The organism is Candidatus Hydrogenedentota bacterium, from assembly GCA_035416745.1.
In the GTDB taxonomy this organism is placed as follows: Bacteria; Hydrogenedentota; Hydrogenedentia; order Hydrogenedentales; family SLHB01; genus UBA2224.
Genome location: DAOLNV010000017.1, coordinates 20,120 through 47,013, shown reverse-complemented (window position 1 = coordinate 47,013; position 26,894 = coordinate 20,120). Strand labels below are relative to the sequence as shown.

22 protein-coding genes are annotated in these 26,894 nt (G+C 62.4%); 13 read left to right on the top strand and 9 right to left on the bottom strand.

The window, feature by feature from the left end; all coding sequences use genetic code 11:
- The first annotated feature begins 88 nt into the window (after positions 1-88).
- From PLJ71_07995 to PLJ71_07980, 4 genes are all read left to right on the top strand, one after another.
- A complete protein-coding gene (locus tag PLJ71_07995; GenBank protein HQM48616.1) occupies positions 89-1,060 on the top strand; it encodes a hypothetical protein in 972 nt (323 codons plus the stop codon).
- 31 nt (positions 1,061-1,091) lie between these two features.
- A complete protein-coding gene (locus PLJ71_07990; GenBank protein HQM48615.1) occupies positions 1,092-2,639 on the top strand; it encodes a glycosyltransferase family 39 protein in 1,548 nt (515 codons plus the stop codon).
- A 172-nt stretch (positions 2,640-2,811) separates the two neighbouring features.
- Positions 2,812-3,741: a dihydrodipicolinate synthase family protein gene (locus PLJ71_07985; protein ID HQM48614.1), complete on the top strand. Its 930-nt coding sequence runs from the start codon at positions 2,812-2,814 to the stop codon at positions 3,739-3,741.
- A gap of 28 nt (positions 3,742-3,769) precedes the next feature.
- Entirely contained in the window at positions 3,770-5,713 is a 1,944-nt protein-coding gene (locus PLJ71_07980; protein HQM48613.1) for a heparinase II/III family protein, read from the top strand.
- Between the two features lie 93 nt (positions 5,714-5,806).
- Here PLJ71_07980 and PLJ71_07975 read toward each other — a convergent pair whose 3' ends face one another.
- The 3 genes from PLJ71_07975 to cysC form a co-directional block, all read right to left on the bottom strand.
- Positions 5,807-7,123 carry a cell division FtsA domain-containing protein gene (locus PLJ71_07975; GenBank protein HQM48612.1) on the bottom strand — a complete coding sequence of 439 codons (1,317 nt, stop codon included), beginning with the start codon at positions 7,121-7,123 and terminating at the stop codon, positions 5,807-5,809.
- A gap of 128 nt (positions 7,124-7,251) precedes the next feature.
- On the bottom strand, positions 7,252-9,333 hold the full coding sequence (locus tag PLJ71_07970) for a hypothetical protein (protein HQM48611.1): 2,082 nt from the start codon (positions 9,331-9,333) through the stop codon (positions 7,252-7,254).
- Positions 9,334-9,548: 215 nt separating this feature from the next.
- A complete protein-coding gene (cysC, locus tag PLJ71_07965; GenBank protein ID HQM48610.1) occupies positions 9,549-10,169 on the bottom strand; it encodes an adenylyl-sulfate kinase in 621 nt (206 codons plus the stop codon).
- A 453-nt stretch (positions 10,170-10,622) separates the two neighbouring features.
- On the opposite strand from cysC, the gene rpsF reads away from it, so the two are divergent.
- The 9 genes from rpsF to PLJ71_07920 all read left to right on the top strand — a co-directional run bounded on the left by rpsF (position 10,623) and on the right by PLJ71_07920 (position 17,915).
- Positions 10,623-11,129, top strand: coding sequence for a 30S ribosomal protein S6 (gene rpsF, locus PLJ71_07960; GenBank protein ID HQM48609.1), 507 nt, complete (start codon positions 10,623-10,625; stop codon positions 11,127-11,129).
- A gap of 26 nt (positions 11,130-11,155) precedes the next feature.
- Complete coding sequence (ssb, locus tag PLJ71_07955) at positions 11,156-11,581, top strand: single-stranded DNA-binding protein (GenBank protein ID HQM48608.1); 426 nt, start codon at positions 11,156-11,158, stop codon at positions 11,579-11,581.
- A gap of 35 nt (positions 11,582-11,616) precedes the next feature.
- Entirely contained in the window at positions 11,617-11,880 is a 264-nt protein-coding gene (gene rpsR / locus PLJ71_07950; protein HQM48607.1) for a 30S ribosomal protein S18, read from the top strand.
- A 13-nt stretch (positions 11,881-11,893) separates the two neighbouring features.
- Entirely contained in the window at positions 11,894-12,868 is a 975-nt protein-coding gene (locus tag PLJ71_07945) for a DUF2232 domain-containing protein (protein ID HQM48606.1), read from the top strand.
- 85 nt (positions 12,869-12,953) lie between these two features.
- Positions 12,954-13,511, top strand: a complete 558-nt coding sequence (rplI, locus tag PLJ71_07940; GenBank protein HQM48605.1) for a 50S ribosomal protein L9 — start codon at positions 12,954-12,956, stop codon at positions 13,509-13,511.
- Positions 13,512-13,517: 6 nt separating this feature from the next.
- Complete coding sequence (gene dnaB / locus PLJ71_07935; GenBank protein HQM48604.1) at positions 13,518-14,972, top strand: replicative DNA helicase; 1,455 nt, start codon at positions 13,518-13,520, stop codon at positions 14,970-14,972.
- Positions 14,973-15,226: 254 nt separating this feature from the next.
- Positions 15,227-15,964, top strand: coding sequence for an ABC transporter ATP-binding protein (locus PLJ71_07930; GenBank protein HQM48603.1), 738 nt, complete (start codon positions 15,227-15,229; stop codon positions 15,962-15,964).
- Positions 15,961-16,896 carry a SufD family Fe-S cluster assembly protein gene (locus PLJ71_07925; protein ID HQM48602.1) on the top strand — a complete coding sequence of 312 codons (936 nt, stop codon included), beginning with the start codon at positions 15,961-15,963 and terminating at the stop codon, positions 16,894-16,896. The genes PLJ71_07930 and PLJ71_07925 overlap by 4 nt, the downstream gene beginning before the upstream one ends.
- A gap of 23 nt (positions 16,897-16,919) precedes the next feature.
- Positions 16,920-17,915, top strand: a complete 996-nt coding sequence (locus tag PLJ71_07920; protein ID HQM48601.1) for a hypothetical protein — start codon at positions 16,920-16,922, stop codon at positions 17,913-17,915.
- 10 nt (positions 17,916-17,925) lie between these two features.
- Here PLJ71_07920 and PLJ71_07915 read toward each other — a convergent pair whose 3' ends face one another.
- The 6 genes from PLJ71_07915 to PLJ71_07890 form a co-directional block, all read right to left on the bottom strand.
- Entirely contained in the window at positions 17,926-18,906 is a 981-nt protein-coding gene (locus PLJ71_07915) for a glycosyltransferase family 2 protein (GenBank protein HQM48600.1), read from the bottom strand.
- A 59-nt stretch (positions 18,907-18,965) separates the two neighbouring features.
- Positions 18,966-20,945, bottom strand: coding sequence for a beta-galactosidase (locus tag PLJ71_07910; GenBank protein HQM48599.1), 1,980 nt, complete (start codon positions 20,943-20,945; stop codon positions 18,966-18,968).
- A 92-nt stretch (positions 20,946-21,037) separates the two neighbouring features.
- Positions 21,038-23,365 carry a DUF4838 domain-containing protein gene (locus tag PLJ71_07905; protein ID HQM48598.1) on the bottom strand — a complete coding sequence of 776 codons (2,328 nt, stop codon included), beginning with the start codon at positions 23,363-23,365 and terminating at the stop codon, positions 21,038-21,040.
- 123 nt (positions 23,366-23,488) lie between these two features.
- Positions 23,489-24,139, bottom strand: coding sequence for a hypothetical protein (locus PLJ71_07900; protein HQM48597.1), 651 nt, complete (start codon positions 24,137-24,139; stop codon positions 23,489-23,491).
- 185 nt (positions 24,140-24,324) lie between these two features.
- Positions 24,325-25,239, bottom strand: coding sequence for a GTP-binding protein (locus PLJ71_07895; protein HQM48596.1), 915 nt, complete (start codon positions 25,237-25,239; stop codon positions 24,325-24,327).
- Positions 25,236-26,624 (bottom strand): uroporphyrinogen decarboxylase family protein, encoded by a 1,389-nt coding sequence (locus PLJ71_07890; GenBank protein HQM48595.1) that lies wholly within the window; start codon positions 26,622-26,624, stop codon positions 25,236-25,238. Before PLJ71_07890 ends, PLJ71_07895 begins: the two co-directional genes overlap by 4 nt.
- Positions 26,625-26,894 lie beyond the last annotated feature (270 nt).

Here is a 26,894-nt window from a genome sequence, read left to right as displayed (position 1 = left end):
TTGCCTCAGCCATTGACCCTTTCGCCATGCGCCCGCATAATGACTGTCCGAACGCTCACTGTCCCCGTCTTACGAGGAGTCTTATGCCATGCTGCAATTCACGGCCGTGATAATCGCGCTGATGGTCTCGGCGTCCGCATCCGCCGGACCGGTCCTCGCCGTCGCCAACAAGCACGACAACACGCTCAGCTTTGTCGACCCGGCCACGCTTGAAATCCTGCAGACCATCCCGACGGGGCCCAACCCCCACGAGATGGTGATCACGCCTGACCAGCGCATTATGTACCTCTCCAACTATGCGCCCCCGGGCAACACCATCTCGGTGATCGAGCTGACGCAGCGGAAACACATCAAACAGATCCCGACCGGTGACTATACACGCATTCACGGCGCGGCCATGGCGCCTGACGGCAAACACGCTTACTTCACGGCGGGCCAGACCGGTTTCGTCGTCGAGGTGGATACCGCCACGCACGAGGTCACCCGGGGCATTCCCACCCACGGCGAGATCTCGCACATGGTCCTCGTGTCGCCCGACGGGAAACGCCTTTACACCGCCAATATCGTCTCGAAGAACGTGTCGGTCATTGACCGCGCATCGGGCGGCCTGATTACGCAGATTCCGTGCGGCGAGGGCGTCGAAGGCATGGCGTTCACACCCGACGGCAAGCAGCTCTGGGCCTTGAACCAGACCGGTGGCTCCGTGACCCTCATCGAACTGGCCACGCACACGCCGCTCGAGACCTTCGCGTGCCCCGGCATGCCCGTACGCATCCATTTCAGCGAGGACGGGACGCGCGCGTTCATTCCGAGCTGGACCGACAAGGGCGAATTGATCGTTATCGATGTCGCGGCCAGGAAGGAGATCAAACGCGTCCCCGTGGGGAGTTTTGCCATTGGCATCGAGCTTTCTCCCGACGGCAAACGTCTATTCGTGGGCTGTGAACACGAGGACGGGGTCCATGTGGTCAACACCGACAGCCTTACGGTCGAGAAGATTATCCACACCGGCAACGGCCCCGATCCCATGATGATGTGGTTTCCGCCCGAAAAACAGTGAAAAACAGATAGCGCGCGGAGGGGTGGCGCGAATGAACGGTTCTGAGACCACAACGTGGTGGCGGACGGACAACGCCCTGTTGGGGTGCATTGCGTTGTCGAAATTCGCCCTGCATCTCGCCTTCATTAATCAATACGGGTATTTCCGGGACGAATTGTATTATCTGGCGTGCGGGCGGCATCTGGACTGGGGATACGTCGATTTTCCGCCCGTGATAGGCTTGATTGGGGCGGTCGTGCAGGGCACGTTGGGCGATTCGCTGTGGGCTGTGCGGATGCTTCCCATCGCAGCCGGCGCGGGTCTGGTGTTCGTGACGGGGTTGATCGCGCGCGAGTTCGGAGGGAAGCGGTTTGCCCAGGGCTTAGCCGCCCTGTGCGCACTTGTTGCTCCGGTGCTGCTGGCAAACCACCAGTTCTTTGGCGTGAACGTTTTCGAACAATTCCTGTGGGTTCTCGCCGTGTACATCTTTGCGCGCATCCTCCGGACGGGACAACTGAAGCTCTGGCTGGTGTTCGGCGTGGTGGCGGGCATAGGTCTGATGACCAAGCTGACATTTTTGTTCTTCGGGGTGAGCGTCTTGTTCGGCCTCTTGCTGACGCCGCACCGAAAATGGTGGCTGCTCACGCCGTGGCCGTGGCTCGGCGGCCTCATTGCATTCGGCATATTCCTGCCGCATTTTCTTTGGCAGATTGCCCATGACTGGCCCACACTCAAGCTCACAAGCGCGTATGCCTCGGGCAAAACATACGATGCCTCGCTGGCCGAGGCCGTGTACATGCAGGTCATGGCCATTCACCCGCTATCGGCGCCCGTCTGGGTCGCAGGCATCTGGTTTCTTTTCCGCGGCCGGGAAGGGAACAGGTATCGCGCTATCGGGTGGGGCTTCCTCTTTCTTGCTGTAACCTTCACCGCGCTGCACGCCAAGTTTTACTGGCTGGCCCCGGCGCACTGCGCCATTTTCGCCGGAGGCGCCTGCGCGTTCGAACAAATGGTTGCGAATCGAGGCTGGGGCTGGCTGAAGGCTGCATATCCTGCCGCGCTGGTGATAGGCGGGGCACTGACGGCGCCGTTGGCGTTGCCCATCCTTCCCCCGAGGCAAGCCGTGGCCTATAACGCCCTGCTTGGCGGAGACGCCGGACTCAAGCATGAAAACGTCACGATTCGGGGACTCCCTCAGCATTTCGCCGACATGTTCGGTTGGGAAGAGTTGGTAGCTCTGATTGCTGGTGTCTACGACAGTCTCCCGGAGGAAGAGAAGGCCGGGTGCGTAATCCTGGCGGGTGATTACGGCAACGCGGGCGCGGTCGAGCTGTTTGGAAAAGACTACGGGCTGCCCCGCGCAATCAGCACTCACAACAATTATCATCTCTGGGGGCCGGGGGAATACTCTGGCGGCGTGGTGATCGCCGTCGGAATCGATGAGCAAGAGTTGATGGCCCTGTTTGACGAGGTTACGCTGGCTGCCACGTTCACCCATCCCTATTGCATGCCGTCCGAGAATAACAAGCCGATCTGCGTCTGCCGGGGTCTTCATGTGGACCTCGAGAAGGCTTGGGCCGGCGCGGGGAATTACATCTGATAGCGCGCGCGTTTCCGGGCTCGCAGATGGACATCGGACGTGCACCCGCAATCCGCCACGCGGCACGCGCGGGGCTTCCCTTGACTCGCTTGCGCGGAGAGACGCAAGGCCCTACTATCTCCGTGTCGCCGGCGCGGAAATTAACATCGCCGCCAGGGCACAAGGGATTGTGATGTTGACACGAAAGACCTTCGAAGGCCCCTGGGCGGGGCTCCCAGTGGCGTGGGATGTTTCCGGCGAGCTCGACGAGGCGTCCTACCGCGGCGCGGTGGCGCGTTGCTGCGAAATGGGGGTCCCGGGCGTGTATACAGGCGGCACCTCGGGTGAGTTTTACGCCCTCGAGTTTGACGATTTCCGGCGCGTGGCTCGCGCGACGGTCGAGGAATGCCATTCCCATCGGAGACTCGCCATGATCGGGTGCACGGCCACGTCGACCCGCGGCGCAACGAAACGCGCGGCCCATGCGGCAGAGCTCGGCGCGGACGCGGTCCAAGTCGCGCTCCCGTTCTGGCTGGAAGTGCCTGATTCGGAGGTGGTCCCGTTCATGAAAGCCGTGTCCGACGCGGCGCAGGGGCTGCCTTTGTCAATCTACGATACCGTACACGCAAAGAAAAACCTGTCGGTGGACCTGCATCGCGCCATCCAAGAGGCCGTGCCAAATTACGTGATGGTCAAAGCCACTGCGGGCACGGCCGGCTGCACGCCCGAGGGGTGCGCGGCGATGAACGCATTCGTGAACGTATTCGTGCAGGAAACCAAATGGGGCACGCTGGGTCCGTACGGCGCGCGGGGTTGCTGCAGCGCCATGGTCTACTGGAATCCGCGTGTCACCCTCGGCCTGTGGAATCTTCTCCGCGAAAAGCGCTGGGACGACCTCAACGCGGCGCTCGAACCAGTGCAGGCGTTGCACCGCTTTCTCGCGGATCACTTTGGGCCGTTGGGGTTTACGGATACGGCCTACGACCACATGTGCGGTGTCGCGACGGGTTTTCTTCCTATTCCGTTGAGAAGCCAGGGGCCCTACCGCGCCGCGGTGGAACAGGATGCAGAAACGTTGCGCGCCTGGTGCCGCGAACATTTTCCCGAGCTGCTCGAACTCTGAGAAGACTTCATCCATGGAGGCCAAGGCAATGCGATTAGTGATGGCCGTAGTTCTGGTTGCTGGTCTTTCCGCGCCGGGATTGGCCGCGGAAAGCGAATCCGCTTCCGCGCGAGACAACGGAGCAATCGCATCCTGGGGCGCCCTGCTCGACTCCTTGGGCGATGATCCCGCCATGGCGGAGGCGCGGGCCGCGTTTGTGAGGCAAGCGCGCGAGACCGCCGCGAAACCCATCGTCCAGCGCGTGTACGCCCTGGAAGACGTCGGCGTCAAGGGCCGCACGTGGCTGGACGGACGCAGCAACGCTCTCGAAGACGAGATCCGCGAGACATTCGCCCTCGCCATGTCGGACCACGGCGCGTCAGGCGCCTGCGCTTCGGAGTTGCCCCAACTCGCCGCCGCGTACCGCCTGACCGGCGAGGCGGTCTTCCGCGACCGCGTCCTGGCCCAACTTGAGGAGATGGCCACGTGGGTGCCCCTGCAACGGCCGGGCTGGACTCTCTACACGCCGGGGCACCGTCTGCCCGCGGACGGTAAAGACGGGAACTGGCTTGCCACGGGCCAGGGCGTTCGCGCGATCGTCCTGACCCTGGAGCTCATGCCTGAACACGCCGTCCCCGGCGCGTTGCGTGCGCGGCTCTACGCATTGCTCGAAGCCGAGATCGCGGGCGTGACCGACGATTGGCAGACGAAACGGCCGTGGTTCGTGCGCGGCGATAATCCCATCACGAACCAGTGGGTACTGCCTACCGAGGGCCTGGTTTCGGCGTGTCTTGCCGTAGGCAAAGACCGGTTTCCCGACGCCTACGAACTGGGCGTCGGGAATCTGTTGAAGGCGCTGGATGCCCACGGTGCGAACGGCGAATTCGAAGAGGGTGTCGGGTACGCGTCGTTCACTGTAACCTCAATGCTTCATGCCGCTCATGCCATGGCGGTGCACGGCGATCGGCGCGCGCTCGAGCATCCTTTTCTTTCGCGGTTCCCCACCTGGCTGATCCACCACCTGCAGCCGGGCGACATGCTCATCAACTGTTTCGACGCGGGTCCCGCCTACGGCGCCGCGGACCGCATCCGGCCCCTGCTGTCGCTGCTCGCCGTATGTACCGGCAGCGCGGAAGCGCGGTGGGCATTGACGTATCAGGTGGGCGGTCCGTCGGATGACCTGCCGGGACTTGCCGCGCGGGCGCTGCCTTCCGCGGAGACTGTCCAACCTCCGCTCTTCGCCTATTACGAGCGCGCCACCCGGGTCAACTGGCGCAGCAGTTGGAACGACGGCGCCACGGGCGTCTGGGTCCGCGGGGGACATCCCACGGACCAGCACGATCACCAGGATCGCGGACACGTCAACTTCATCGCCCACGGCAAACCTGTTCTTATCGAAGCGGGCACGCCCGCCTACCACCACCCGCTCATGATGACCCATTACACGACCGGCGCCGGCCACAACGTGCTGCAACTCGGCGCCGTCTTCCCTGAATCCAACGCCGAAGCGGGTCAACTGGTCCAGCTTCCCGGATGGCAGAAGAACGGGGGCGTCGCGCCCATCACGGTACAGCGCCTCGACGACTCCGGCGGCGACGTGACGGTTGACGGCACGGCCTGTTACGAAGGCCTCGAAATATGGCGCCGGCACGTTGCCTGGGACGCGGAGCGCCTCGTGGTGAACGATGAAGTGGCGCTCGCGGGAGAAACCCGGGACATCATCCTCTTCCGGTGGCATCTGGGAACGAAAGACCGCGCCGTCATCGATGGCGAGGGGACATCTTTTTCCGTTTCCTGGCCGGGCGCGGCGCTTTCTTTCGAAGGCTCGGCGCCGCTCGTGCTCGAACTGCTCCCTATGCCTGACAACACCCTCGAGGGACACACGGGCGAGGCCGAGCCGGGCAATTACCATACCTGCATCGTCGTGAAAACCGCCCAGCCCTGTACAGCCTTTTCACTGGACACCGAGGCAATCGCTCAACCCTCGGGATGAGCATGAGCACAAGGGGAGATCCGCAACGTTGGATTCCCCAAGATGGTTTGGGTCCTTCAGGCCGTTTGACGAGGCAGGAAGCCGGCGCGTGGCTTAAAAGAAGTACTTTCTCAGGAACCCCGCCAGGCGTTTCGCGCTTGAGCGCATGGCGCCGCGGGCTTCGACCCGGCCGTGACGGACGGCGGTCCGGTATTCGAACGCGTGGCGCACAATGCCCACGCTGGCGGCGAATTCGGGCGCCTTGACCTCGTGGGGCAGAATCTCAACCGAGTTGGGCTGGCCTACGCGGACGGGGACCTGGAACAGGGCTTCGGCCAGAGCGACGTAGTTCTTGATGACGCTGGCGCCGCCGGTCAGCACGATCCCGCGCACCAGGTTCTTGGCGAGACCGCGCGCGTTCAGGTGCTGGCGGATCTTGACCAGCAATTCCTTGGCCCGCTCGAAGATGATCATATCGAGTTCGCTCTGTTCGACAATCGAGGGTGCGCCCGAAACGACGGTCTTCAACTTGATCCGGGCCGGTTCTTTGCGGTCACGGTGGCGCGGCGCGGGGCCTTCCGGCTCGGGCTCGGGTTCTTCCTCTTGTTCCTCTTCGTTGAACTCGCGCCGGATGAACTCGTCGGAGATGCCGTATTCAAGGATGAGCTCGTCGGCTTCCTCGAAGGTGACCTGGAGACCGGCCGCGACGTCGCGCGTGATGTGGTAGCCGCCCCATTCAAAACTGTGGCTGCCTAGGATGCGGAAATCGCGGAATACGGCAAGCCCCGTAGTGCTGCGCCCGAAATCGATCACCGCGACCCCGAGTTCCATATCCTCCGGGGTCAAGGTGCCCAGGGAAGCCGCCAGAGGCAGGAAGATCATGTCTTCTAGTTCCCGGCCCTGCGATTCGATGCAGGCCACGAGGTTGTCTTCGATCGCCGCGGGCAGCCGCGCGAAATGCACCCGCGTCTTGAGCACTTGCCCGCAGATCCCGATGGGGTCCAGCACCCGCAGGTCGTCGACGTACCATTCCTGCGCGGAGATAGATGAGGCAATGCGTTTGCCGGGCGCCAGAATATCGCGCGAGGCGATGTCCCGAGCCTCGGCCATGTGGACCCGTTCGACGAGTTCTCCCTCGACCTTGACGTTGCCCTCGCGGATGAAGGTCTCGACGTTCTTGCCGTTGATGCCGCAGAACAGCGACCGCACCTTGGCCCGGGCTTCCTTTTCGGCGCCGGCCAAGGCCTTCTTGAGCGCCACCTGCGCCGCGTTGCGATCCTGGATGACGCCCTGTGAAACGCAGCCGTGACCCGGCGCCGTCCCGTGCCCGATGATCCGCACCGCGCCGTCCGATTCCTGGCGTCCTATCAGCACGCGGATCTCGCGCGAACCGAAATCAACTGCTCCGACTATGTCTGCCCGGTGCCGCACTGTTCCCCATCACATTGTAGACCATCAAAAAATGCGCGCTGCCCGTCTTTCCCGTGCCGGGCCCCCAACGCGCATCGGTTCCCTCGCTACTCCTGAATGCCATTCACGAGCTTCTGGCAGGCCGAGACCTAGAACAGAAGCTCATCGGAACTGCCCGAACCCGCCAGATCCGTCTTCTCGAGCTGGGCGATCGTCTGCTGGATGTCTTGAAGTGAACTCTGCTGGCGAGCCAGGAGGTCGCGGGCCCGTTCCATCTCGAGTTCGAGTTCGCTCCGTTTGCGTTCGAGATTCTTGACCTTCTGGCGCGCGTCCTCGAGCCGGTTCCGCGCATCGTCCTCCTCGGACCGGCGCGACCCCAGCGTGGCTTCGGCATCGGACTCTTCCGCGCGTTTCTGGCCAAGTAACTGGTCGGCCTCGGCCCGTCGCTCCGCGGCTGCGTCGCGCTGCGTCTGCAACTCGCGAATGCGCTCATCCAGATCGGCAATCTCAGCATCGACGGCTTCGAGATGCTTCTGGGCTTTCTGGGTCCGGTTGCCGCAGGTCGTGAGGGCTTTCTCGCCCTCCTTCGTTTGCTTCTCCGCCGCAACAACGGATTCCTCGGCGGTGCGCAGTTCCCCTCGCGCGCCCTCGATCTGGATCCCGCCTTCGTTTATGCGGCGCTCGATGTTGCTGAGCCGCTCCTCGGCCTGGTCCGCCTCGCGTTTGGCGAATGCCGCGGCCGCTTGCATGGCGAGGACCTTGGCTTCGGTGGGGCGTCCCGCGGCAACGGCTTCTTGGGCGATGCGCAGCAGACATTCCGGCGACCCGTCGTTCGTGGCGGGAGCGGCCGCAGCACGTTCCGCCGCTTCCTCTTCGGACGCGGCAACAGAGCCGTCCAAACCGGCCTCCGCGACGGCTTCCACCTTCTCGGCTTCGTGGGATGCAGCCGGTTCGGATTCCTGCGTCCACTTGTGGTAGAGCGTCGAGCACTCGTCGAGCCACGTCTTGACGGCCGGTGAGGCCTCGGAAGAATTGGCTTCGGCATAGGCCCCGCAGAACCCGTAGCTCAATTCGATGAATTTCTCGTTTGGCGCCGCATTCCCCTCGGCAACCTGTTGACACAGCAGGGCCATCGCCCTCGTCAAACGCTGCGCTTGTTCATACTCGGCGTTGACGGCCCATTTATCCAGGAACGCCAGCTCGTCCAGCATGGCCGCATAAACGGTTGTGAGGTCGCGGTCCCCCGCCGTTTCTATCTTGACCAGACCCTCGCAGAACGAATCGAGCGTCGCGACTACTTCAGGGTCCTTGGCCTGCACGCCCGGTCTGGCAGGCTCGGGCGCGGGAGGAGGCGCCGCCGTCTTCACGACGGGAGCTTCGGCCGTTTCCAGGGGGGGAGCGCCTTGCGGAGTTGGGACGGCGGTATGTTCGCGTTCCTGTTCCTTAGCGAGCAGGGTTTCATTGATGGGTTCCGTGCGTGCGGCGTCCGCCTCTCCCATGGGGGGAAGGTTGCCCAGCGTGGGCGGCTCACCGCCCGGGCCTTCCTCCGATTCGTCGTCGTAATCGTCCAAGGGGGGCAATTCGAAGGGGACGGTGTTCAACGCCCGCTGAGGCTGGGCGCCATTGTGGTTTTCAGCCCCGGTATCTTCGCCCTCCTCGTCGATGCTGATGAGGGTCAGCCCCGCCGCCTCAAGGCTCCGAAGCGCCCTGGCGTGGCACTCTTCCCATTTCTGCATGACGCCCCGGCGCACCTCTCCAACGATAAGGTCGCCCACCATCAGGGAGAGAATGTCGTAGGCTTCGGAAAGGAAGTTTACGCACTCGCGGGCCCGGCCAGCGTCTTCATAGGTTTGGAGGATACGGCCCGTCTCCGTAAGCACGGTGACGGTCTCGCGCCACCCTTCGCTGACCGCCACCTCGGCCGCCGTGACCAACTCGTTCATGCACTCGTCGGTCCACAATTCCTGGGCAGCCCCAACCTTTGCTTTCGTCACCTGCCGGTGGAAACGGCCCAAAGCCGAAAGCATGTGCTGGGTAGCTTCTTCGTTCTCGAGACCGTTGCCGGCCTCTTCAACGGCACCGTTTCCCGAGGCCGCGTGGGGCGACAACAGCGCATCGCGTTCTTCCGAGGCGACGGGTCCAAATTCCTGTTCTGCATCCTGTTCTTGCGCGCGGGACTTGGAACGCCGCGCCCATGCGAGCGGACCTTTACTACGTCGGGAGAATCGCATGTGACAAAGCCCTCGACTTTTGAAACCAGTCTATCATAGCCGTGCGCCGAACGCAATATATTGTGGTCAAACAAACTGATCTAAGCATACATAGCGTGACCGCACCCCCCGCAGCCGCCGGCTCCAGCCGGGTTCCTGCCCGTTCCGCCGCGGTTGCGGCCGGCTCTGGAGGCCGGAGCGGGCCAAGACTGCCCCCTTGGGGGCGTGGGTCTCGGCTATGCCCGGCGCAGGGGGACAATGCCCTGTTCTTCAAGATATGAGAGCACTTTCCGGGCCGATTCCTGGAGCGTTTCCACCCCCGTATCCACCACGACTTCCGGGTTCAAAGGCTCTTCATACGGCGCCGAAATGCCCGTAAACTCCTTGATTTCACCCGCACGGGCCTTCTTATACAGCCCCTTGACATCCCGCTGCTCGCACACGTCGACCGCACATTTCACGTAAACCTCGATGAACGCCCGGTCACGCGCGAGTTGCCGGGCCTTGTCGCGGTCCGCGCGGTACGGCGAGATGAACGCCGTCATCGCTATTACCCCTGCTTCCGTAAACAGTTTGGCTACCTCGCCGATGCGCCGGATATTCTCTTCCCGGTCTTCCGGCGAAAAGCCAAGGTTCTTGTTGAGGCCATGGCGGATGTTATCCCCATCCAGGACGATGGTGTGGCAACCCCGGTCATACAGCGCTTGCTCGACGGCGTGGGCGATGGTCGATTTTCCCGAACCCGAGAGCCCCGTGAACCATATCACCGCCGCCTTATGGCCGTTCAGCTTCTCCCGGTCTTCCTTCGTGATATTCGATTCGTGCCACGTAATGTTTGTGCTTTTGGTGTCCGTCATGATTGGCTCCGTATTTGATTGTGTTAAAGGGTGCGGCGCCGTCCATCGCGGCCGGACGCCCACGGAACACGGTCCCCCGCGCCCCCGTCCGCATCGAGCGCATAGTGTAGCATGCCCGCCCGGCGAATCCCAGCCAATAAGGGGCGCAGGCGAAGCATGGCGCGGCCCACTTGTCCCCGGGTTGAACGAGCGGAGAGAAATGCCGCGCTTCTTGGATTCGGCACACCATAGGAGTTGTTAGATACATAGGGACATTTGACCTTAGGCCCCGGCTTGCGTTATTCTTGCCGTCGGGGCAGGGAATTCCGCTTGTTGTCCCGTCATACGGCGCGAAATCTCTGAATCCCGGCATTTCCGATACCGCGCATGAAACTTGAGGCGTCTGGATTTGTTTGCTATGATATTTGCTTCGTGCTTCCGACAAAAATCCACATACGAAGGAGGTGACTACTAGTGCGGACATACGAAGCGCTCTACATCGTTCATCCGGAAGTGAAGGACGATGAGATCCAGACGATAGCCAAGAACGTCGAAAAGCTCGTGACGGACAACGGCGGAGCTGTCGTGCGCTCGGAGATCCAGGGCAAACGCAAACTGGCCTACGAGGTCAGGCGATGCACAGAGGGCTGCTATGTGTTGCTGCGGTTCCAAGCGGAGCCGGAGTTCATAACGCGGTTGGAAGGCTACTTCCGTCTGACCGAAAACATCATTCGCAGTCTCGTGGTCTATTTCGACGAGCACACGTTGCGTCTCGAAGCCGAACAGGAGCGCCGCAAACAGGCGGAGGTCCAAACCGCCCACGCGGCACGGCCGTTCGATGACGAGGATGACGACGATCGCGGCCGCCGGAGACGGCCCTCGCGTTACCGTGATGAAGATGACGACGAGGATGAGGACGACGATCGTGACCGCGGACGCCGGAGACGGCCCGCGCGGTCGGCTGCATCCGATGACGATTAACGCATCAAGCTTGGAGGGATGGACGGATGTCGGATCTGCGAATGCCGGACTTGAACAGGGTCTTCTTGGCGGGGCGCCTTACGCGTGACCCCGAACTGCGCTACCTCCCGAGCGGCACCCCTCTATGCCGAATGGGGGTGGCAGTCACCCGGGTATACAAGACCCGCGAAGGCGAACGGCGCGAAGAAACGCTGTTCGTCGATGTCGTAGCGTGGCGCGGCACCGCCGAGTATTGCGGCGAAAACCTCAAGAAGGGCCGCCCAATCATGGTGGAAGGCTCTCTGCGCAGCGACCAGTGGGAAGACAAGAACACCGGCCAGAAACGCACCAAAATCGAGGTGCAGGCAGACCGTATCCAAACGTTGGATTGGGACTCGGACAGCGGTTCCGGCAGCAAACCCGCCCCGCGGGAAATCGAAGAGCCGGTCCCCGAGGACGACGTCCCCTTCTGAATGCTAAGCCCTTCTGCACTAGGAGTTAGGAAACCATGGCAAGAGCAATGGGTAAACGGTCGAAACGGCGCAAGAAGAAAAAGCGCGGTTCCAGCCGGGCCAAGGTCTGCCGGTTAACGGTCGACCGGGTCGTTTATATCGATTACAAAGACGTGAACCTTCTCAAACACTATGTTACGGAGCGAGGGAAGATCATTCCTCGCCGCATTACCGGAGCAACCGCCCAGCATCAACGCATGTTGACGCGCGCCATAAAGCTGGCGCGCCAGATTGCGCTGTTGCCTTACGTGGCGGAGTGACCGGGGCCCACGCGTGCCGGCCGGGGGCATCGCGGCGGCGTTCCGGAACGTCCCGGCGTTGACGGCGGCGGCCATTTTCTGTGGTGTGCTTTCGTGGACGGGGGCGAATCCGGTCGCGCCGCTGCCGTTCGTTTTTCTCGTTGCGGCATATTGGGCAACGGGGCGGACCGTGCTGGCTGGCGCCGCGATTGCTGGCGCCGTACTGATCGGCGGGTTTGTAACGCTGCGGGCACAGGCCGGGCTGTTTTACGGCTTGTTTGTGCTGGCGGGCGTCGTGCTTGGCGCGGGAATCCGGCGTCAACATACGTTCGGCGCGGTAGTCTCCCGGGTGACGGCGTGGACCTGCGCGGTATTCGCCGGGTTTGTGGCGTTCCACATGACGTGGAGCGTATGGGAACAACAGGCCGCCGCATCGTATGATGCGGTGCTTGCGCAGACGCGGGATGCCGGGGGCGATGCGGCCGGGCAGGAAGCCGCCCTTGATCTCCTGCGCTGGATGTTGGTCGAACACTGGGCCGATGTCAGTGCGGGCCTGATGTTTGGGTCTTTTCTGGTGTGTGCCGCCCTGGCTACCGGCGCAACCGCGTTTTGGGTCCGGCTGCGGCACGGTTTGCCGGGTCCCCGCACGGGGTTCGAAACGATGCGGCCGCCGGAGTGGCTGGTCTGGCCCGCCATTTTGTGCGCCGTAGCCTGGTTTGTGGAGCAGCGCGCGCCGAACGGCGTGACCCGGGCCATTGCGTGGAATGCCGCGATTGGCCTGGCTGCGATATACTGGCTCAATGGATTGAGCCTCGTCGTGTACGCGGTGCGGCATCTGCGGCCCCATGCGTTTGTCGTCATAGCATTGGTCGTGTTTATGATATACGCGGGGGGCTGGATGTTGAGTTTTGCCGGGCTCTTCGACACGTGGTGGGAGTTTCGCGTAAAGGTGGATCGTCTCGTGGCGGCGCGCGAGAAGCTGCGCGAGGGCCGCGGCGGCGACGAATAACCCGGATGTGTGAATGTGAGCGAGTGAAAGGCCTGTCCGGCGTCCCGCCGGGCGGCTGTTCAGAAGACAAAGGGAGGTGGATGCCGTGAAGGTGATCCTGAGTGAGAATGTGGCGCATCTTGGCGACATGGGCGCCACGGTCAATGTGTCGGATGGTTACGCCCGCAACTACTTGTTTCCGCGAAAGCTGGCGGTGCCCGCGGACTCGGGCAGCGCGAAGGAGATGGAGCATCAGCGCCGGATCATCGCCCGCCGCGAAGAAAAGGTTCGCGCCGAACTGGGCCAGGAAGCCAAGGCGCTCGAGGGCCAGACCGTCGAGATTAAGGCGCGGGCTGGCGAAAACGAGAAGATCTTTGGCTCAGTCACATCGGCCATGATCGCCCAGAAGCTGCTCGAATTGGGCTACAAGTTCGACCGGAAGCAGATCGAACTGGACGAACCCATCAAGAGTCTGGGCATCTACACGGTGCCGGTGCGCCTCATGAAAGGCATCACGGCGAACATCAAGGTGTGGGTGAGCGCCGAAGAGCCCGAAGCGCCCGCCCAGGCCGAAGCGGTGGAGGCCATCCCGGCCGAAGCTGCCGCCGCCGACGCGGCGGAATCCCAGAAGGAAACAGCCGAGTCAGCATCTTCCGAGGAGTAATATTCGGTGGCTACGCGCCCCAAGACCGACCCGGTTTTTGACCGTACGCCGCCCCACGACATCGACGCGGAGCGGGCGGTGCTTGGCGCCATGCTGCTCGACCCCGATGCCATTGGAACCGCCGTCGAGATCCTGCGCGAAACCCCGTCGGAAGTGTTTTACGCTCAGGCGCACCAGCACCTCTACGGGGCCATTTTGTCGCTGTTCCGCGACCGGACGGCGGTGGATTCCACGACCCTGGTTCACCAGCTCACTCGCGAAGGCACGCTCGAGGGCGCCGGCGGCGCAACCTATGTCGCCGAACTGACCAGCGCGGTACCCACCTCGGCCAATATCGAGCACTATGCCCGCATCGTGCTCGATACGGCGGTGCTGCGGCGCACCATTACCATATGCACCCGCGTCATCGGCAAGGCCTACGAAGGGCGCGAAGACGTCAATTTTCTTCTCGACAGCGCGGAGGCCGACATCTTCGCGATCGCCGAGAAGCGCCAGTTGAACCCCATTCAACACGTAAGCCAGCTGCTGAAACCCGCCGTCGAGAAGATCGAAAGCATCATCAAGTCGCACAGCGGCATAACGGGCATCGCAACGGGGTTCGACAAGCTGGATGAACTTCTCTCGGGTCTGCAGGCCTCTGACATGGTCATCCTGGCTGCGCGGCCCTCGGTGGGCAAGACCGCCCTGGCCCTCAACATGGCTCGCCACATTGCCGTGCGCGGTTCCAAGTCCGTGCTCATCTTCAGCCTGGAAATGGCCAAGGAACAGCTCGTCCAGCGCATGATCTGCATGGAAGGCGAGATTGACTCGGGGAAACTGCGTACCGGATTCCTGGCAAAGCACGTCTTCAAGAAGCTCCAGATGGCCGCGGGACACCTTAACAATGCTCCTATTTTTATTGACGATACCCCGAACATCAGCATCCTGGAGCTGCGGTCCAAGAGCCGCCGGCACGCGTCCCAGCACCAGCTGGACCTCATCATCATTGATTACCTCCAATTGATGAACGCGGGCGCGCGCGCCGAGAACCGGCAGCAGGAAATCGCCGAGATATCCCGCGCCGTGAAAGGGCTTGCCCGCGAACTCAAAGTGCCCGTTCTCGCCTTGTCGCAATTGAGCCGCGAAGCCGAGAAAGACGACTCCGGCATCCCCAAGCTGTCGCACCTCCGGGAATCGGGTGCTATCGAACAGGACGCCGACGTGGTCCTCATGTTGTCGCGTCTGGCCGCGGACGAGGGCGCGCACATGCACCAGAACAAAGTGCGCCTGGACGTCGCCAAACAGCGCAACGGCCCCACGGGCTATTTCCATTTGCTGTTCGACAAACCGGTCCAGCGTTTCCGCGACCTCGAAGAGGGGCCTGCCGCGGCCCGTACGCAGGAGCCGCCTCCGGGTGTCGGCGAATATGAGCCCGAAGATTACGACGTACCTCCCGCCGGCGACGGCGACATACCGTTCTGAGTCTCAGCGCTCCCGAGGCTTGCTCCTGCGGAAGCATCAGTCAGAGGCCCAAGTCCCGGGGGGCAGATGATATCGAGTGGGTTCACAGGTCTCATTTTGGCGCCCCTGGCCTCCGTTTCCGGCGCCGAAGGCCCGAGATATCGTGGTAATGACGCGTGGGGCCGGGAGGATATTCCATTGAGCGCACTCGCGAACGCGCGTTACAATGAATGCAGACTCACAAGAGACCGCTCTTGTATGGGAAAGGACCGTCCATGACACTTCTGGAAGTGCAGGATGTCTCTCTTCGGCTTGACGGCAAGCAGGTGTTGGGTGGCGTATCGGCGGGCTTCAAACCGGGAAAGGTGTATGCAATCGTCGGACCCAACGGTGCGGGCAAATCTACTTTGGCAAACGTGATCATGGGCTTGCCCGGATATACCGGTTTCGAGGGAGACATTGTTTACCGGGGCCAATCGCTGAAAGGCGTGCCGGTAGATGAACGTGCGCGGCGCGGGATGACCCTGGCCTGGCAGGAGCCCGCGCGTTTCGAAGGCCTGTCGGTGCACAGATTCGTAACGGCCGGAGCGAAGACCTCGAACGGCCGGGATCTCGCCGCTTCGGCATTGCGCCAGGTGGGGCTCGATCCCGCCAGATACCTGAACCGCGCCGTCGACAAGACCCTCAGCGGGGGCGAACGCAAACGCATCGAGTTGGCCTCGATCCTCGCCATCGAACCGGCCCTGGTTCTGATGGACGAACCCGACTCGGGCATCGACGTCGAGGCCCTGGACCAGATGTTCCAGGCCATTCACACGCTCAAGGAAAAGGGTTCCACCGTCATTCTGATTACCCACAGCCGCGTCGTGCTGCGCCAGGCGGAAAACGCCTATCTCTTGTGCGACGGACGCGTCATCGAGGAGGGACCGGTCAAACGGATCGGCCAGTATTTCGAGAACCGGTGCGTGCAGTGCGACCACGCTAACGAGCCCGATCCGCGGGAGGCCCCATGAGCGACGCCGAAGTGGTCCAACGTTTGCTGGAATCGGTGGGAATCAAACCAAGCCATGTGCTCGCCGATGACGTGGCGCGCCTCGAAGTCCACCAGAACCGCGTCGTCGGCGCGCACCTGGTCCCGGGACTCGAAGTCGACACGAACGAGCTGGACGACGGCATCGAGGCGCACTTCCGGTTCAAAACCGGGGCCAAGATCGAGCGGCCTGTCCATCTCTGTTTTGGCATGTTGCCGGAGAGAGGCATTCAGCGGATCATCCTCGACGTGGAGGTTGAAGACGATGCGTCGGTGCAGGTGCTCGCCCATTGCACCTTCCCCAACGCCGTCGAGGTCGAACACCGCATGGATGCGCGCATCCGCCTCGCTCCCGGGGCGCACTACTCCTATCACGAGCGGCACGTCCACGGTCCGGGCGGCGGCGTCCAGGTGATTCCGCACGCCTCGGTCGAAGTCGGCCAGGGCGGGCGGTTCAAAACCGATTTCGATCTCATCAAGGGACGCGTCGGCGAGATGGACATCGCCTACGACGCTGTCTGCCATGCCCACAGCGTGCTCGAAATGATGGCGCGGGTGAGCGCGAGCGGCAACGACAAGGTGCGCATTCATGAGAAAGCGCGGCTCGTGGGCGAGGCCGCCCGGGCCGCGCTCACGACAAACATCGCCCTGCGCGACGACGCTCGAGCCGAGGTGTTCAACACCATCATCGCCGATGCGCCCCGCGCGCGGGGCCACGTGGACTGCAAAGAGATCGTCCAGGGCCGCGCCGTAGCCAAGGCGGTCCCGATCGTCGAGGTGAACGATCCTACCGCCCACGTCACGCACGAAGCGGCCATTGGAAGCGTGGATTCCAAGCAGTTGCAGACCCTGTTGTCGCGCGGTCTCACCGAAGACCAGGCGGTCGACCTGATCATCGAAGGCATGCTGAGCTAAGTCACGCGACGGGGAGGGAAGTGATGGGTCCGCGTCTTACTTCTTCGCCTGCCGCCTCCCGTCCAGCCGTCTATTCCATGGAGGACTGGTATATTGCATCGCAGGATGCGGCCAGCATCACGTTTCGGCCGTCGCTGAAAACGCTCTTCAGGCGGCTGGGCATTACTCTGGTGGCGGCGATAGTCGTTGCGGCACTAGCCACGATGAGAGGCGAGCTGGCCGCTCTGGACGCCGCGGCGAACAAGGGCGACATCTATGCCCAGGGAATCAAGGCGGGCGTATGGGGTATAGGGGGCCTTGCCGCGGCGATCGGCATTGTCGCTCCCCTGAGCGCCCTCTGGCAGGCCGTCACTATTTCCCGCGGCGTGCGGGGCGTCCTGACCGTCACGGCCCGGCGTGTCTTCTCGCGCACCAAGGAGTGGCCCATTGACGTGTTCCGCAACATCGCCGTGATCGTCCAGGAGCGGGCGAGTCATCCCGCGCGCGGCATACCCAATCACGAGGAATACCTGTGGCGCGTGGGGCTGGTGGACCAGACCGGCCACTGGCGCGTCGAGCTCCAGATCGATCGGAGCAAGACTCCCCCAATCGAGGGGCGCATGCCGGAGCGCACGCGCGAGTGGGTCGAGGCTTTGCGGCAGGTCACCCGCATTCCGTGCAGCAGCTCTCCCGTGTTCATCGAATACGGCGGCCGGCCCCGGCTGTTGGGCGCGCAATCCGGCGCTGCCCCGGAAAACGCGGAGTTCATGGAATGGCACGGCAACAGGGCCCGCCACATCACCACCTCGTTTACGACAAAGACCTATCACTCGCTCGAGGAAATGCCCCCGGAACTCCGGGCCCGCGTCATGGAAATCGAAGGGCGCGCCCCTACGATCGGCAAGGAAGCGTTCATCTCTGAAAAGATCGTGATTACCGATTCCGAAGGAAACACCCGCACCTACAATTCCGTCGCCGACCTGCCTCCCGACATACGCGCCCGCTACGACGAAGCGCTGAAGAAATTCATGCAGGAGTAATGGGGCGAGGCTACTCGCTCCTCTTTGTTACCCCGTCCTTACTCGCGCGCCGGGCGGTCTCGGGCGCCTCGCCCGGTTCTTCGACGATGTACATGCCTACGTTGAGCGGCACGAAGAAATGCAGGACAAGTTCCCACAGCAGTCCGATGCCGAGCACCAGCCCCCCGCCCACAAACAGCGTGACGCCGTCGACGAGCAGTGTCGCGGTCCACACCGGCGACGCGGCGAAAAAGAGCAAGACGAATCCCGCGACAATGCCGCAAAGGCCCAGGAACATCGTCATCAGGCTCAGAAATCCGAAGAAATGTATCGGACGGTTCACGTAACGATACAAGAAGACCATGGTGCCCACGTCGATGGCGCCGCGCACAAACCTCTCGATACCATACTTGGACCGGCCGAAGCGGCGCGGATTGTGATGTACCGGCACTTCCGCGATGCGGTAACCCAGGTCACGCGCCAGCGCGGGAAGCAAACGGTGCCGTTCGCCATAGACCGACAAGCGGTCGACCACCTCGCGCCGAAACAATTTGAAGCCGCAGTTGATGTCGTGCAACTCGAGGTCCAGCACGTGAGAGACGAGCCAGTTGTAGACGCGCGAGGGGAAAACCTTGTGCCAGGGATCGCGCCGGGTCTTTTTCCACCCGACAACGACATCGCAGCCTTCCTCGAGTTTCTGGAGGAAGGCGGGGATTTCCTGGGGGTCGTCCTGAAGATCGGCGTCCATGGTGAAGACCAATTGGCCCGAAACGCGTTCAAAGCCCGCGGCAAGCGCGATAGACTTGCCGAGATTGCGCCGGAACCGGACGATTTCGACCTCGGGGTGCTCCGAGCGCAGGGCCGCGAGCTCTTCGTAGGTGCCGTCGGTGCTTCCATCGTCGATGAAGAGGAGCTGTACATCGTGCCCGCCGGTGTTTTGAAGAATTCCCTCGGCGACAGCCCGAACCGAGTCACGTTCGTTAAAGGCGGGGATGACAAAGCTCAGCTTCATGCAGGTGGAGCCCTCCTTCCGATGGAATTGTAACACGAAAGCCGGGGCCGCGCGTTCGATCACGTCTTGAAGATCAGTACCCCGTTGCGCGCGATCTTGACCTCCGGGCCGGCTTTTTCGCCGGTGATCAACTCCGCGAGGGCATGGGGAAGGGTGATGACCTCGGATTGGCTCCCGTGGTTGATGACGAACATGTACGACCCCTGTTTGCCGGTCCGCCGCGCAATCTCCACATTTTCGGGGATATCCGCAATCGGAAAGGCGGGAAGCACGGCTGCCGCGAATGCCGCCATCGCCTCGGCCGGCAGGTACACGCCGAGATAATACACCATGCCCTTGCCGCACGCGTTTCGTGCGGCCGCGCACTTCTCTTTGAGCCGGCCGCCTGCAAATTGCGCGACAGGCTGCGCCTCCTTGCATGCCAGCACCTCGACCCATTTCGCGACGGTTGCCGGAGGCACGGGAGACCTGTCGCCCGCGGGTTCGATGGCCTCCGTCTGGCCGTGGTGATATGGGCGGACCTCCTCGACGGTGAGTCCCGCCATGGCGGTCAGCGCGCCGGGCCGCGGATAGGCCCACATCGTGTTGCTCGGCGTGCGCGCCCCCGATTGCGGCGTGAATACCACCGTGCCGCCCGCCTGCGCGAAGGCATCGAGTTTGTCCGCCAGCTTCTTGTCTACAAGGCACAGACATGGCGCAAAGACCACCTTGTACTTGCTCAGGTCGCCGTCGATGTTGACGAAATCACAGTTGTGCCCGGTGCGCTTCACCGCGCGGTAAATCTCGTAGCAGTGGTCGTCGTAGTGAAATCCGGCCGCGCCGGGTTGGCGCTCGACGCTCCACAACAGGGGGTAGCTTCGCAGAATAGCCGCCGGCGTATCGACCGTGGACCCCGCGAACAGGTTGCCGAACTTCGCCACTTCCTGGGCGGTCTTGGAAATCTCGGCGTACCGCCGCCGCTGCACGCCGTCATGATCGAGAATGCCATGCCAATACTGCTCCGCGCCGCTTAAACAGGCGCGCCAGCGGAAATAACACACGCCGTCCGCCCCGTTGGCGATCGCCTGCCAGGTCCATCGCCGGATTTCGCCCTGTTCGGGCTGTTCGCCCAAAAGGCCGGTCTCCGAGTCGCCCGTAGGACCGCTCTTTTGTTCCATGACCCAGAATTTGCCCGTGAACGACCGCGTGATCTCATGCTGGTACGCCGGCAGAAATGGGTCGCTGCCGCTCTCGGGATAGTTGTCCCACGACGGGAAGTCGGTGAACTGCGCAAGCTTGTAGTAGTCGATGTCGGGAAAACGGCCCATGAAATTGTGGGTGACGAAATGTTTCGGGCAGAGCTGTTTGAGCAGCTCGAACTGGGATTGCTGGAATTTGACTTGGGTGTCCGACGAGAAGCGCACGAAATCGAGCCAATGGCTCGGGTTGTTGCCGGCGGGCATGTGCCGCGGCAGGGGGATCTCGTTCCATTGCTGAAACTCGAATCCCCAGAACGCCGTGCCCCACGCCTGGTTGATGGTGTCGGTGTCCTTGTATTTCTCCAGCAGCCAGTCGCGAAACGCCGCCAAGCAATGGTCACAATAGCACCGGGTCGAATTGTGGCACCCGAACTCGTTGTCGGTCTGCCAGCCAATGATCCCCGGCATATCCGCATAGTGCCGCGCCATCTGTTCGACGATGCGGTCCGACAGCATCTGGTATTCGGGCGCGTTCTTGCAGCAATGGCAGCGGGAGCCCGCGTTGCGCACGCGGCCCTCGGCGTCCCGCTGCAACATGCCCGGGTGCTTCACGACCGCCCACTGGGGGGGGATGCAGGTGGGAGTGCACAAAACGGTCGCGATGCCCTCTTTGTGCAGCGCCTGAATGGTTGTGTCCATCCATTCGAAGCGGTAGCGGCTCTGCTCGGGCTCGAAATGGCTCCAGGCAAACTCGCCCATGCGCACGACGTTAATGCCCGCGCGCTTCATGTAAGGAATGTGGTTCTTGGCCTGGTCGGGCGTCCAGTGCTCGGGATAGTAACATGCGCCAAAATACATCATACGGAATTTCCTTCACTCGTTCCTTGCGGGCTACTATAACAGCGGCTGGCCCGTCCGGCCAATGAGAACCTCACGAGATTCCCGCACCATCGTTATCCCGCGTCGTGATAAAACGCCGATGGAGGGATCGGACGGTTGCTGATGCCGGGACCGTCGTAACGCAGATACAATTCCTTGGCCCCGCCCGCCTGAAAGTACTCTACGGCGATGGGATGGTACCCTTTTCGAAGCGCCACCTGAGCGGACCGTTCCCGAAGGGAGTGAAGCCCGTCGTTATCAACAACCTTGGCGCCGATGGTCAGACGGCTGCCGTCGTTTGAACCGATGGCGAAGGTATAGATGCCGTCGTTGGGCGCCAGGAAGAATCCCGAGAAACGCAGCGCGAAACCGCCCCCGTCAGGCCAGGCGTCAAGATGCACGTGCGTGGCCACACCTTCCCCGGCGGGCGTAAGACCCGTCACGTCCGGCAACGCGTCCCATCCGCCGGTGTACGCTTGAAACGCGATGCCGGGTTGCGGATTCGCCACCGCCACCGGCTCCAGAGGTTCAAGAGTCTGCCTGCCGCCCTGCAACGCAACCGCGAAGCTTTCGGCATAGGCATCCAGGCTGATAGTGCCTTCGTCCATCCACGTTACGCTGGCCTTGCGCGCCACCTCGAAGAACGATTGCACGCGCCTCTGAAAATCCGGCCGGGGCTGGACCGCGAAATTGGCGTGGTCGAACTCGTACAGCACATTGCCCTTGAGCCGGTTTTGTTCGAGCCAGCTGTATTCATGGCAGAGCCGGGCAATCTTTACGCGTTCGAGAACCGCCGGCTGGTCCGCGACGGCGGCCTCCGCACTGTCCCACAGCTTCTCGCCCTTCGCCATCACGTCTTCCGTCAGGTAAGGCGCCTCCTTGGGCCCGATCCAGATGTCGCAGTGGATGTTCTCCTTCTCGACTTTGTCGTGGAGCATATCGAGGTAGGCACGGATGGGTCTGGATGCCTTGCCGTACACCGCTTCGAGAAACTCGTCAATGGCCTGGTCCTCGCCATATTCAGGGTCCCACAAGAGCTTCGCGTTGAGATAGCCGCTCAGCTCGTTGAACTCGCCGTTCCGCGTCGTGTAGGTGTCCTGCTCGAAGATGCCCACCACGTTGTTCCGGATGAAGAACCGAATGTTGTCGTCACGCACCCGGAGGTTCGGGAACGGCACGAGGTAATGGCGGAAACTGGTCACGTAATCCCATACCCAGAGCCGGTTCGCGACCTTGGCCCAGGCCTCGGCGTCCCGCCGGAACGCGCGGTTCTGCTCGCTGTCGCAGGTGGCCAGGGGATGCATGAAACAGCATTCGATGCTGCACAGCCGGATGATGACGTTTGGCCGGGGCCGCATCGTCTTCGGGGCCTTGCGCGTCCACTGGTAGGCAAGGGTCTCGATGGCCTTGTCGGGGTATACCTTCTCGATTTCTTCCGCGACCTGGTTGACCAACTGCAGGACTGGCGCCATCTGCGACCCTTCCTTCTCGGCCAGGGCCTGGCAGACCGCGCACTCGCAATGGTTGTCCCAGTCGTTCTGCGACACCGAGTACACGAAGGCGCCGGGGTCCGCCGCGATGCGCTTCTTAACCTCTTCGGTGACGATGCGCACCACGTCCGGGTTGGTGCAGCAGAGTTGCGTGTGGTCCTTGACCCGTTTGCCGCCTATTTCCGAGAAGTACTCGGGATGCTCATCGAAACAGGTATCCGGCGGGACGAGAGAATTGAACGTGTGCACGAACATGCCGTTGCCGAAACGCACCTTGCCGCCATGCTTCTCCTCGAGCGAGGCCGCGCTGCTGTTCATCCGGTTGCGGGCGCACCAGTTGCCGTCAAAACAATCCATAACGAACGGTTCCCGGTACTCCAAAACCGGCGCCTTGGTCTCGTTTATGGGGCCGAACTTCAGCCTGGGCTGTTTCGGAACGCGGCTCACGGCAGTGGTAAACCACTTGCAGCCGAAGTGGTCTTCGAGCAGGCCGTACACGCCGTAGAGATTGCCCCGCAACGCGCCCCCGGCAATCACCAAATGCGGGCCCACCGTGCGGAGCACGTAGCCTTCATCGCCCAGCGCATCGAAATCCACCCGGGTGTCGAGCTGGCGCAGGTGTTTGCTGTCGCCCAGGATGATCTCGTGCTTGCCCATCGCTACGGCGTCGGTTTGTACCGGGAACACCGCCCCAGTGATTTCGCGTAGGTAATGCTGCAGTTCGGCCGCGCCGTGACTGGTCGAAGGCGAGGCGTCCTCCGCAATCACAATGAAGAAATCCGTTTGGCCGTTATCGGCCAGCGTCAGCGGGCCTTTTCCCCGAGGTGCGCCCAGCCGCGCGCAACCGCCGCTCCCCAAGCCGACCGCCGCCACCGCCAATATCACCAGAATCCATCCCCGGCGTTTCCCCATGAGACAGCCCTCCCTTTCTTGTGTGCGCCAAGGGATACTCTACTGCCCCGCGGGTTGCAGCGCAAGAACGGGCGTGCGGGACCGGCGCCCCCGCCGGTCAACGTCGGCGGCAAGATGCCGCATCTATTTTTCCCAGATCCCCGGCGGCCACAGCGCCTCGTTGCTCCAGAGCTGGAAGGCCATGTCAACAGCGTTGGAGCCCCAGTCATCGCCCCACCCCTCGCGTGCCACGCCGAAGTTGTTCCCCTCGGAGGCCGACCCGTTGTCACACCACATCCATTTGCCCGTGTCGTTGACAATCGAGAGGAAGTATTTTTCGCCCGGCTCCATTCCCACCCAGCCTTCCACCTCGCAACTGTACTCGTAGACGGTCAGGTCCCAAGTGGCCGGGGCAATGCGCATGGTGGTAGCGGTGCGGTTTACGACGTCGCCCGCCCGCCATTCCCAGTAGCCGCCCGTATCCGGCATGCCGGTCCCATTGTCCCGGAAGACAGTCAGCGTGAAATCGTCGGTCACGGGGTCGTCGTCCCGGTAGGCGCCCCACCATTTCACGAGGGTGACGGTCGACGTTGGCGCAGTGAGCTCGAAATCGTCGCCGAGCTGCTGTTCGCCTCCGAAAAAGTCTGAATAGTCCGATTCGCTGTAACCGGCTGTGTCGCCGCAGGTTCCCTGATTGAAAACCAGCCGCAGCATCGGCGCCGACAGCGGGCACCCAATGCCTGCGATGAACACGCACAAAAGCAACGTCCCGGTGAGACCAATCCTGTTTCGCATGGAATTTCCCTCCCTCTACGGGAACGCCGGCTTTCCCCGCTTCTCGCGGCCAGCCACAACCGTACCGCGCTCCCGCTACCATCGAGCACGCCCTGTCCTATTATACATGCGACACCGCGATCCGTTGCGCAAAGAATCCCCCTGGACCAGCCGGCACGGGCAGCGTTACTTCGCGGGGAGCGGCATCAGGCGTTGCAGGCGCCGCGTTTGAGAGCTTCGACAAAACGGCGGGCTTCTTCGTAGCGGGGCCCGCTGGCGATGATGGCGAGTTCGTGGGCGGGATGCGGTTCCGCGGCCGGTGCGAGGGTCAGGCCCGAGCCCGAATAATCGAGGTAAAGGCTGCCCGACGGCCCCGGCACGAAACCCTTCATGCGAAACAGAACCGTCCTCACGCCCTCCAGTGCCGCGCGCAGTCTGGCTTCATCGAGGGGAACCGGCACCTTCACGGTGAATCGCGCGTAATTGGGATCCGCGCACGGCGCGTATTCCCCCTCCAGCCCGCGGTATTGCGGCATCGCTAGGACATCCAGAGCGACCTCACAATATGTTGCACGGACGATCCGCACCCCGGGGTGAATACGACGGAGGTCCTCTTCGACGGATTCGAGGGTTTTCGCGTCGAACACATCGACTTTGTTGAGGATGACGGTATCGCTGGCCTCTACCTGGGCTACGATGTTGGGCAACGTGTGCCTGAGAACGGGGAACGTGCCGGGATCGACGATGGTGACGATGGTGCTGAGGGCGTAATGTTCGTCGAGTCTGGTCTCGCGGAGCATGCGCTCGACGACTTTCGGGTTCGCGATGCCGCTGGCTTCGATGATGACGCCCTCCACCGGCGCCTCTCTGCCGAACCGCTCGGGGATGCTCTTGAGGGTGCTGATGAATTCCGTTACGAGGCATGTGCAGAAGATGCTGCCGCCGGGCAGCGATAGGACGTCATCCTCGACGCTCCCGAGGAGGGGCCCGTCGATGTCCACCGGAGAGAATTCGTTGACCAGGAACACCAGCCGGCGGTCGCGGTACTGGTTGACGAGCCGGCGCAAATACGTGGTCTTGCCGCTGCCCAGGAATCCGGTGACCAGGCTCAGCGCGGTCATCCGCCGCCTCCCTGCTTTTCCTTTGCCCGCGCCTCGATAGCGGCTATCAAGGTGTGGCGGTCCGGGATTTGCGAAGAAAAGCGCAGCTTGCCGTCGATGCAGATCGACGGGATGTTCTCGACGTGGAGCCGGCACATGTAACCGATGCCGTCGCGCGTTTTGACCTTGTGCTCACGCACGGTGACATAGCAGTTGGCGTGTTCGGCGGCGTTGCGCGCGGCGTCAATCATGTACAGGCAGGGCGCGCAGGCCGACGAATCCAGGGTGATGACGTCCACAAACACCACGTCCTTGTTGCCGTAATCGGGCAACTGAATATCGTCAAACGACTCCATCTGGGTTGCCTTGAGGGAAGTGCGTGACACCTGGCGCTGATAGTCGTCGTGCACCATCTGGGCCACCGCGATCAGGTTGCGCTCCGGGGTGGCGTACGGCAGATCGCAGCCGGGGGCCAGAATGAAGCCCTGAAGACCCGCCAGGTCGATGCAGCGGATGGCGTCGAGCATGCAATCGGCTTCGCTGCCCAAGAGCAGTACCACCGTGAGCTTGAGATTGCCCCCGAACGATTTGCCGTATTTGTGAGCCAGGTTCTTGAGCAGGTCCAGCGGAATGTTTTCATCGACCTGCACGTTGTCGCACTTCGTGCGGCACATCAACTCGAGATTGCGCGTCGCGTCGCCGCAAACGAACAGCGACGACATCCCGTTTTTCGCCGCAATGTGGGCAAAGACCTTGTTCAGCGGCTGAGCAATGAAGTGTTCGAAATGCTGCTGAGATATCTGGCTCGTCATCGGGTCCACCACCGCGATTACGTCCGCCCCGTGCTCGAGGTAGAAATCCGCCGCCTTGCAGCCCACATTCGCGCAGTAATCCAACAACCGGTGCACCTCATCGGACGACGTCATCATATCGAGAAACAGTTCGCTTCCGCGCAGGTGCGACGCCAGCGTGAACGGGCCGGTAATCAGGCCGTAAAACGCCACGTCGCTGCCCATCTTCTCTCGGCAGCGCACCAAGGCCTCCTTCGCGATGGGATACCGCCCCTTTGCGAGGTCGAACTCGGGCAGATCGCCCAGAGCGCGCGAGGTCAGCGGATGCGACGTGACCGACGGCGGCACCTCGTCAGCCCACTGCAGGTTACAACCCAGCACCTCCGCTTCCATTTGCAGGTCGAACAACACCGGCAGCCCGTCGGGCTTGTACAATTCCCGCGCTTTCAGCAAACCCTCGACCACACAGTCCGCGGATTGCAGGTACTCGGTCGCAGTCTTGCCGATAAGTTTTCCGCCATGAACCCCCACAAAGGGCAGCCACGCCGGACGGGGCGTCTGCTCGTTCCGTATCGCCGCCAATAAGATCTCTTTCCCGGACAGATCATTCGTCATAGCGTGCCCATCCCTTCCTGCGCCTCAAACGTTGAATTCCTGCCCGGTCCCGGCCTGCTGCGCACAGGGCGTCCGGGCGGATTCCCGACACCAAAACACAGCCCAGAACAGAAGTTATATCACAAGCTCTGAGGAAAATGATCCTTGAATGTGCCGGGCATGCTGCGCGCAACCTGCGCGCGCAAACGTGCGCGCCAGGCCGCTTATGTCCTTTCCCTCACGGCGTTAACCGTGGAAATCACGCCATGGCGGGGAGTGCAGTGCAGCCGC

Bases quoted from the DNA above. Each gene is read 5' to 3' on its own strand.
- PLJ71_07985 (HQM48614.1), top strand. From the start codon at position 2,812: ATGTTGACACGAAAGACCTTCGAAGGCCCCTGGGCGGGGCTCCCAGTG.
- PLJ71_07970 (HQM48611.1), bottom strand. From the start codon at position 9,333: ATGCGATTCTCCCGACGTAGTAAAGGTCCGCTCGCATGGGCGCGGCGT.
- PLJ71_07930 (HQM48603.1), top strand. From the start codon at position 15,227: ATGACACTTCTGGAAGTGCAGGATGTCTCTCTTCGGCTTGACGGCAAG.
- PLJ71_07905 (HQM48598.1), bottom strand. From the start codon at position 23,365: ATGGGGAAACGCCGGGGATGGATTCTGGTGATATTGGCGGTGGCGGCG.
- PLJ71_07910 (HQM48599.1), bottom strand. From the start codon at position 20,945: ATGATGTATTTTGGCGCATGTTACTATCCCGAGCACTGGACGCCCGAC.
- cysC (HQM48610.1), bottom strand. From the start codon at position 10,169: ATGACGGACACCAAAAGCACAAACATTACGTGGCACGAATCGAATATC.
- PLJ71_07995 (HQM48616.1), top strand. From the start codon at position 89: ATGCTGCAATTCACGGCCGTGATAATCGCGCTGATGGTCTCGGCGTCC.
- ssb (HQM48608.1), top strand. From the start codon at position 11,156: ATGTCGGATCTGCGAATGCCGGACTTGAACAGGGTCTTCTTGGCGGGG.
- PLJ71_07900 (HQM48597.1), bottom strand. From the start codon at position 24,139: ATGCGAAACAGGATTGGTCTCACCGGGACGTTGCTTTTGTGCGTGTTC.
- PLJ71_07920 (HQM48601.1), top strand. From the start codon at position 16,920: ATGGGTCCGCGTCTTACTTCTTCGCCTGCCGCCTCCCGTCCAGCCGTC.
- PLJ71_07890 (HQM48595.1), bottom strand. From the start codon at position 26,624: ATGACGAATGATCTGTCCGGGAAAGAGATCTTATTGGCGGCGATACGG.
- PLJ71_07915 (HQM48600.1), bottom strand. From the start codon at position 18,906: ATGAAGCTGAGCTTTGTCATCCCCGCCTTTAACGAACGTGACTCGGTT.
- PLJ71_07990 (HQM48615.1), top strand. From the start codon at position 1,092: ATGAACGGTTCTGAGACCACAACGTGGTGGCGGACGGACAACGCCCTG.
- PLJ71_07980 (HQM48613.1), top strand. From the start codon at position 3,770: ATGCGATTAGTGATGGCCGTAGTTCTGGTTGCTGGTCTTTCCGCGCCG.
- rpsR (HQM48607.1), top strand. From the start codon at position 11,617: ATGGCAAGAGCAATGGGTAAACGGTCGAAACGGCGCAAGAAGAAAAAG.
- PLJ71_07895 (HQM48596.1), bottom strand. From the start codon at position 25,239: ATGACCGCGCTGAGCCTGGTCACCGGATTCCTGGGCAGCGGCAAGACC.
- PLJ71_07925 (HQM48602.1), top strand. From the start codon at position 15,961: ATGAGCGACGCCGAAGTGGTCCAACGTTTGCTGGAATCGGTGGGAATC.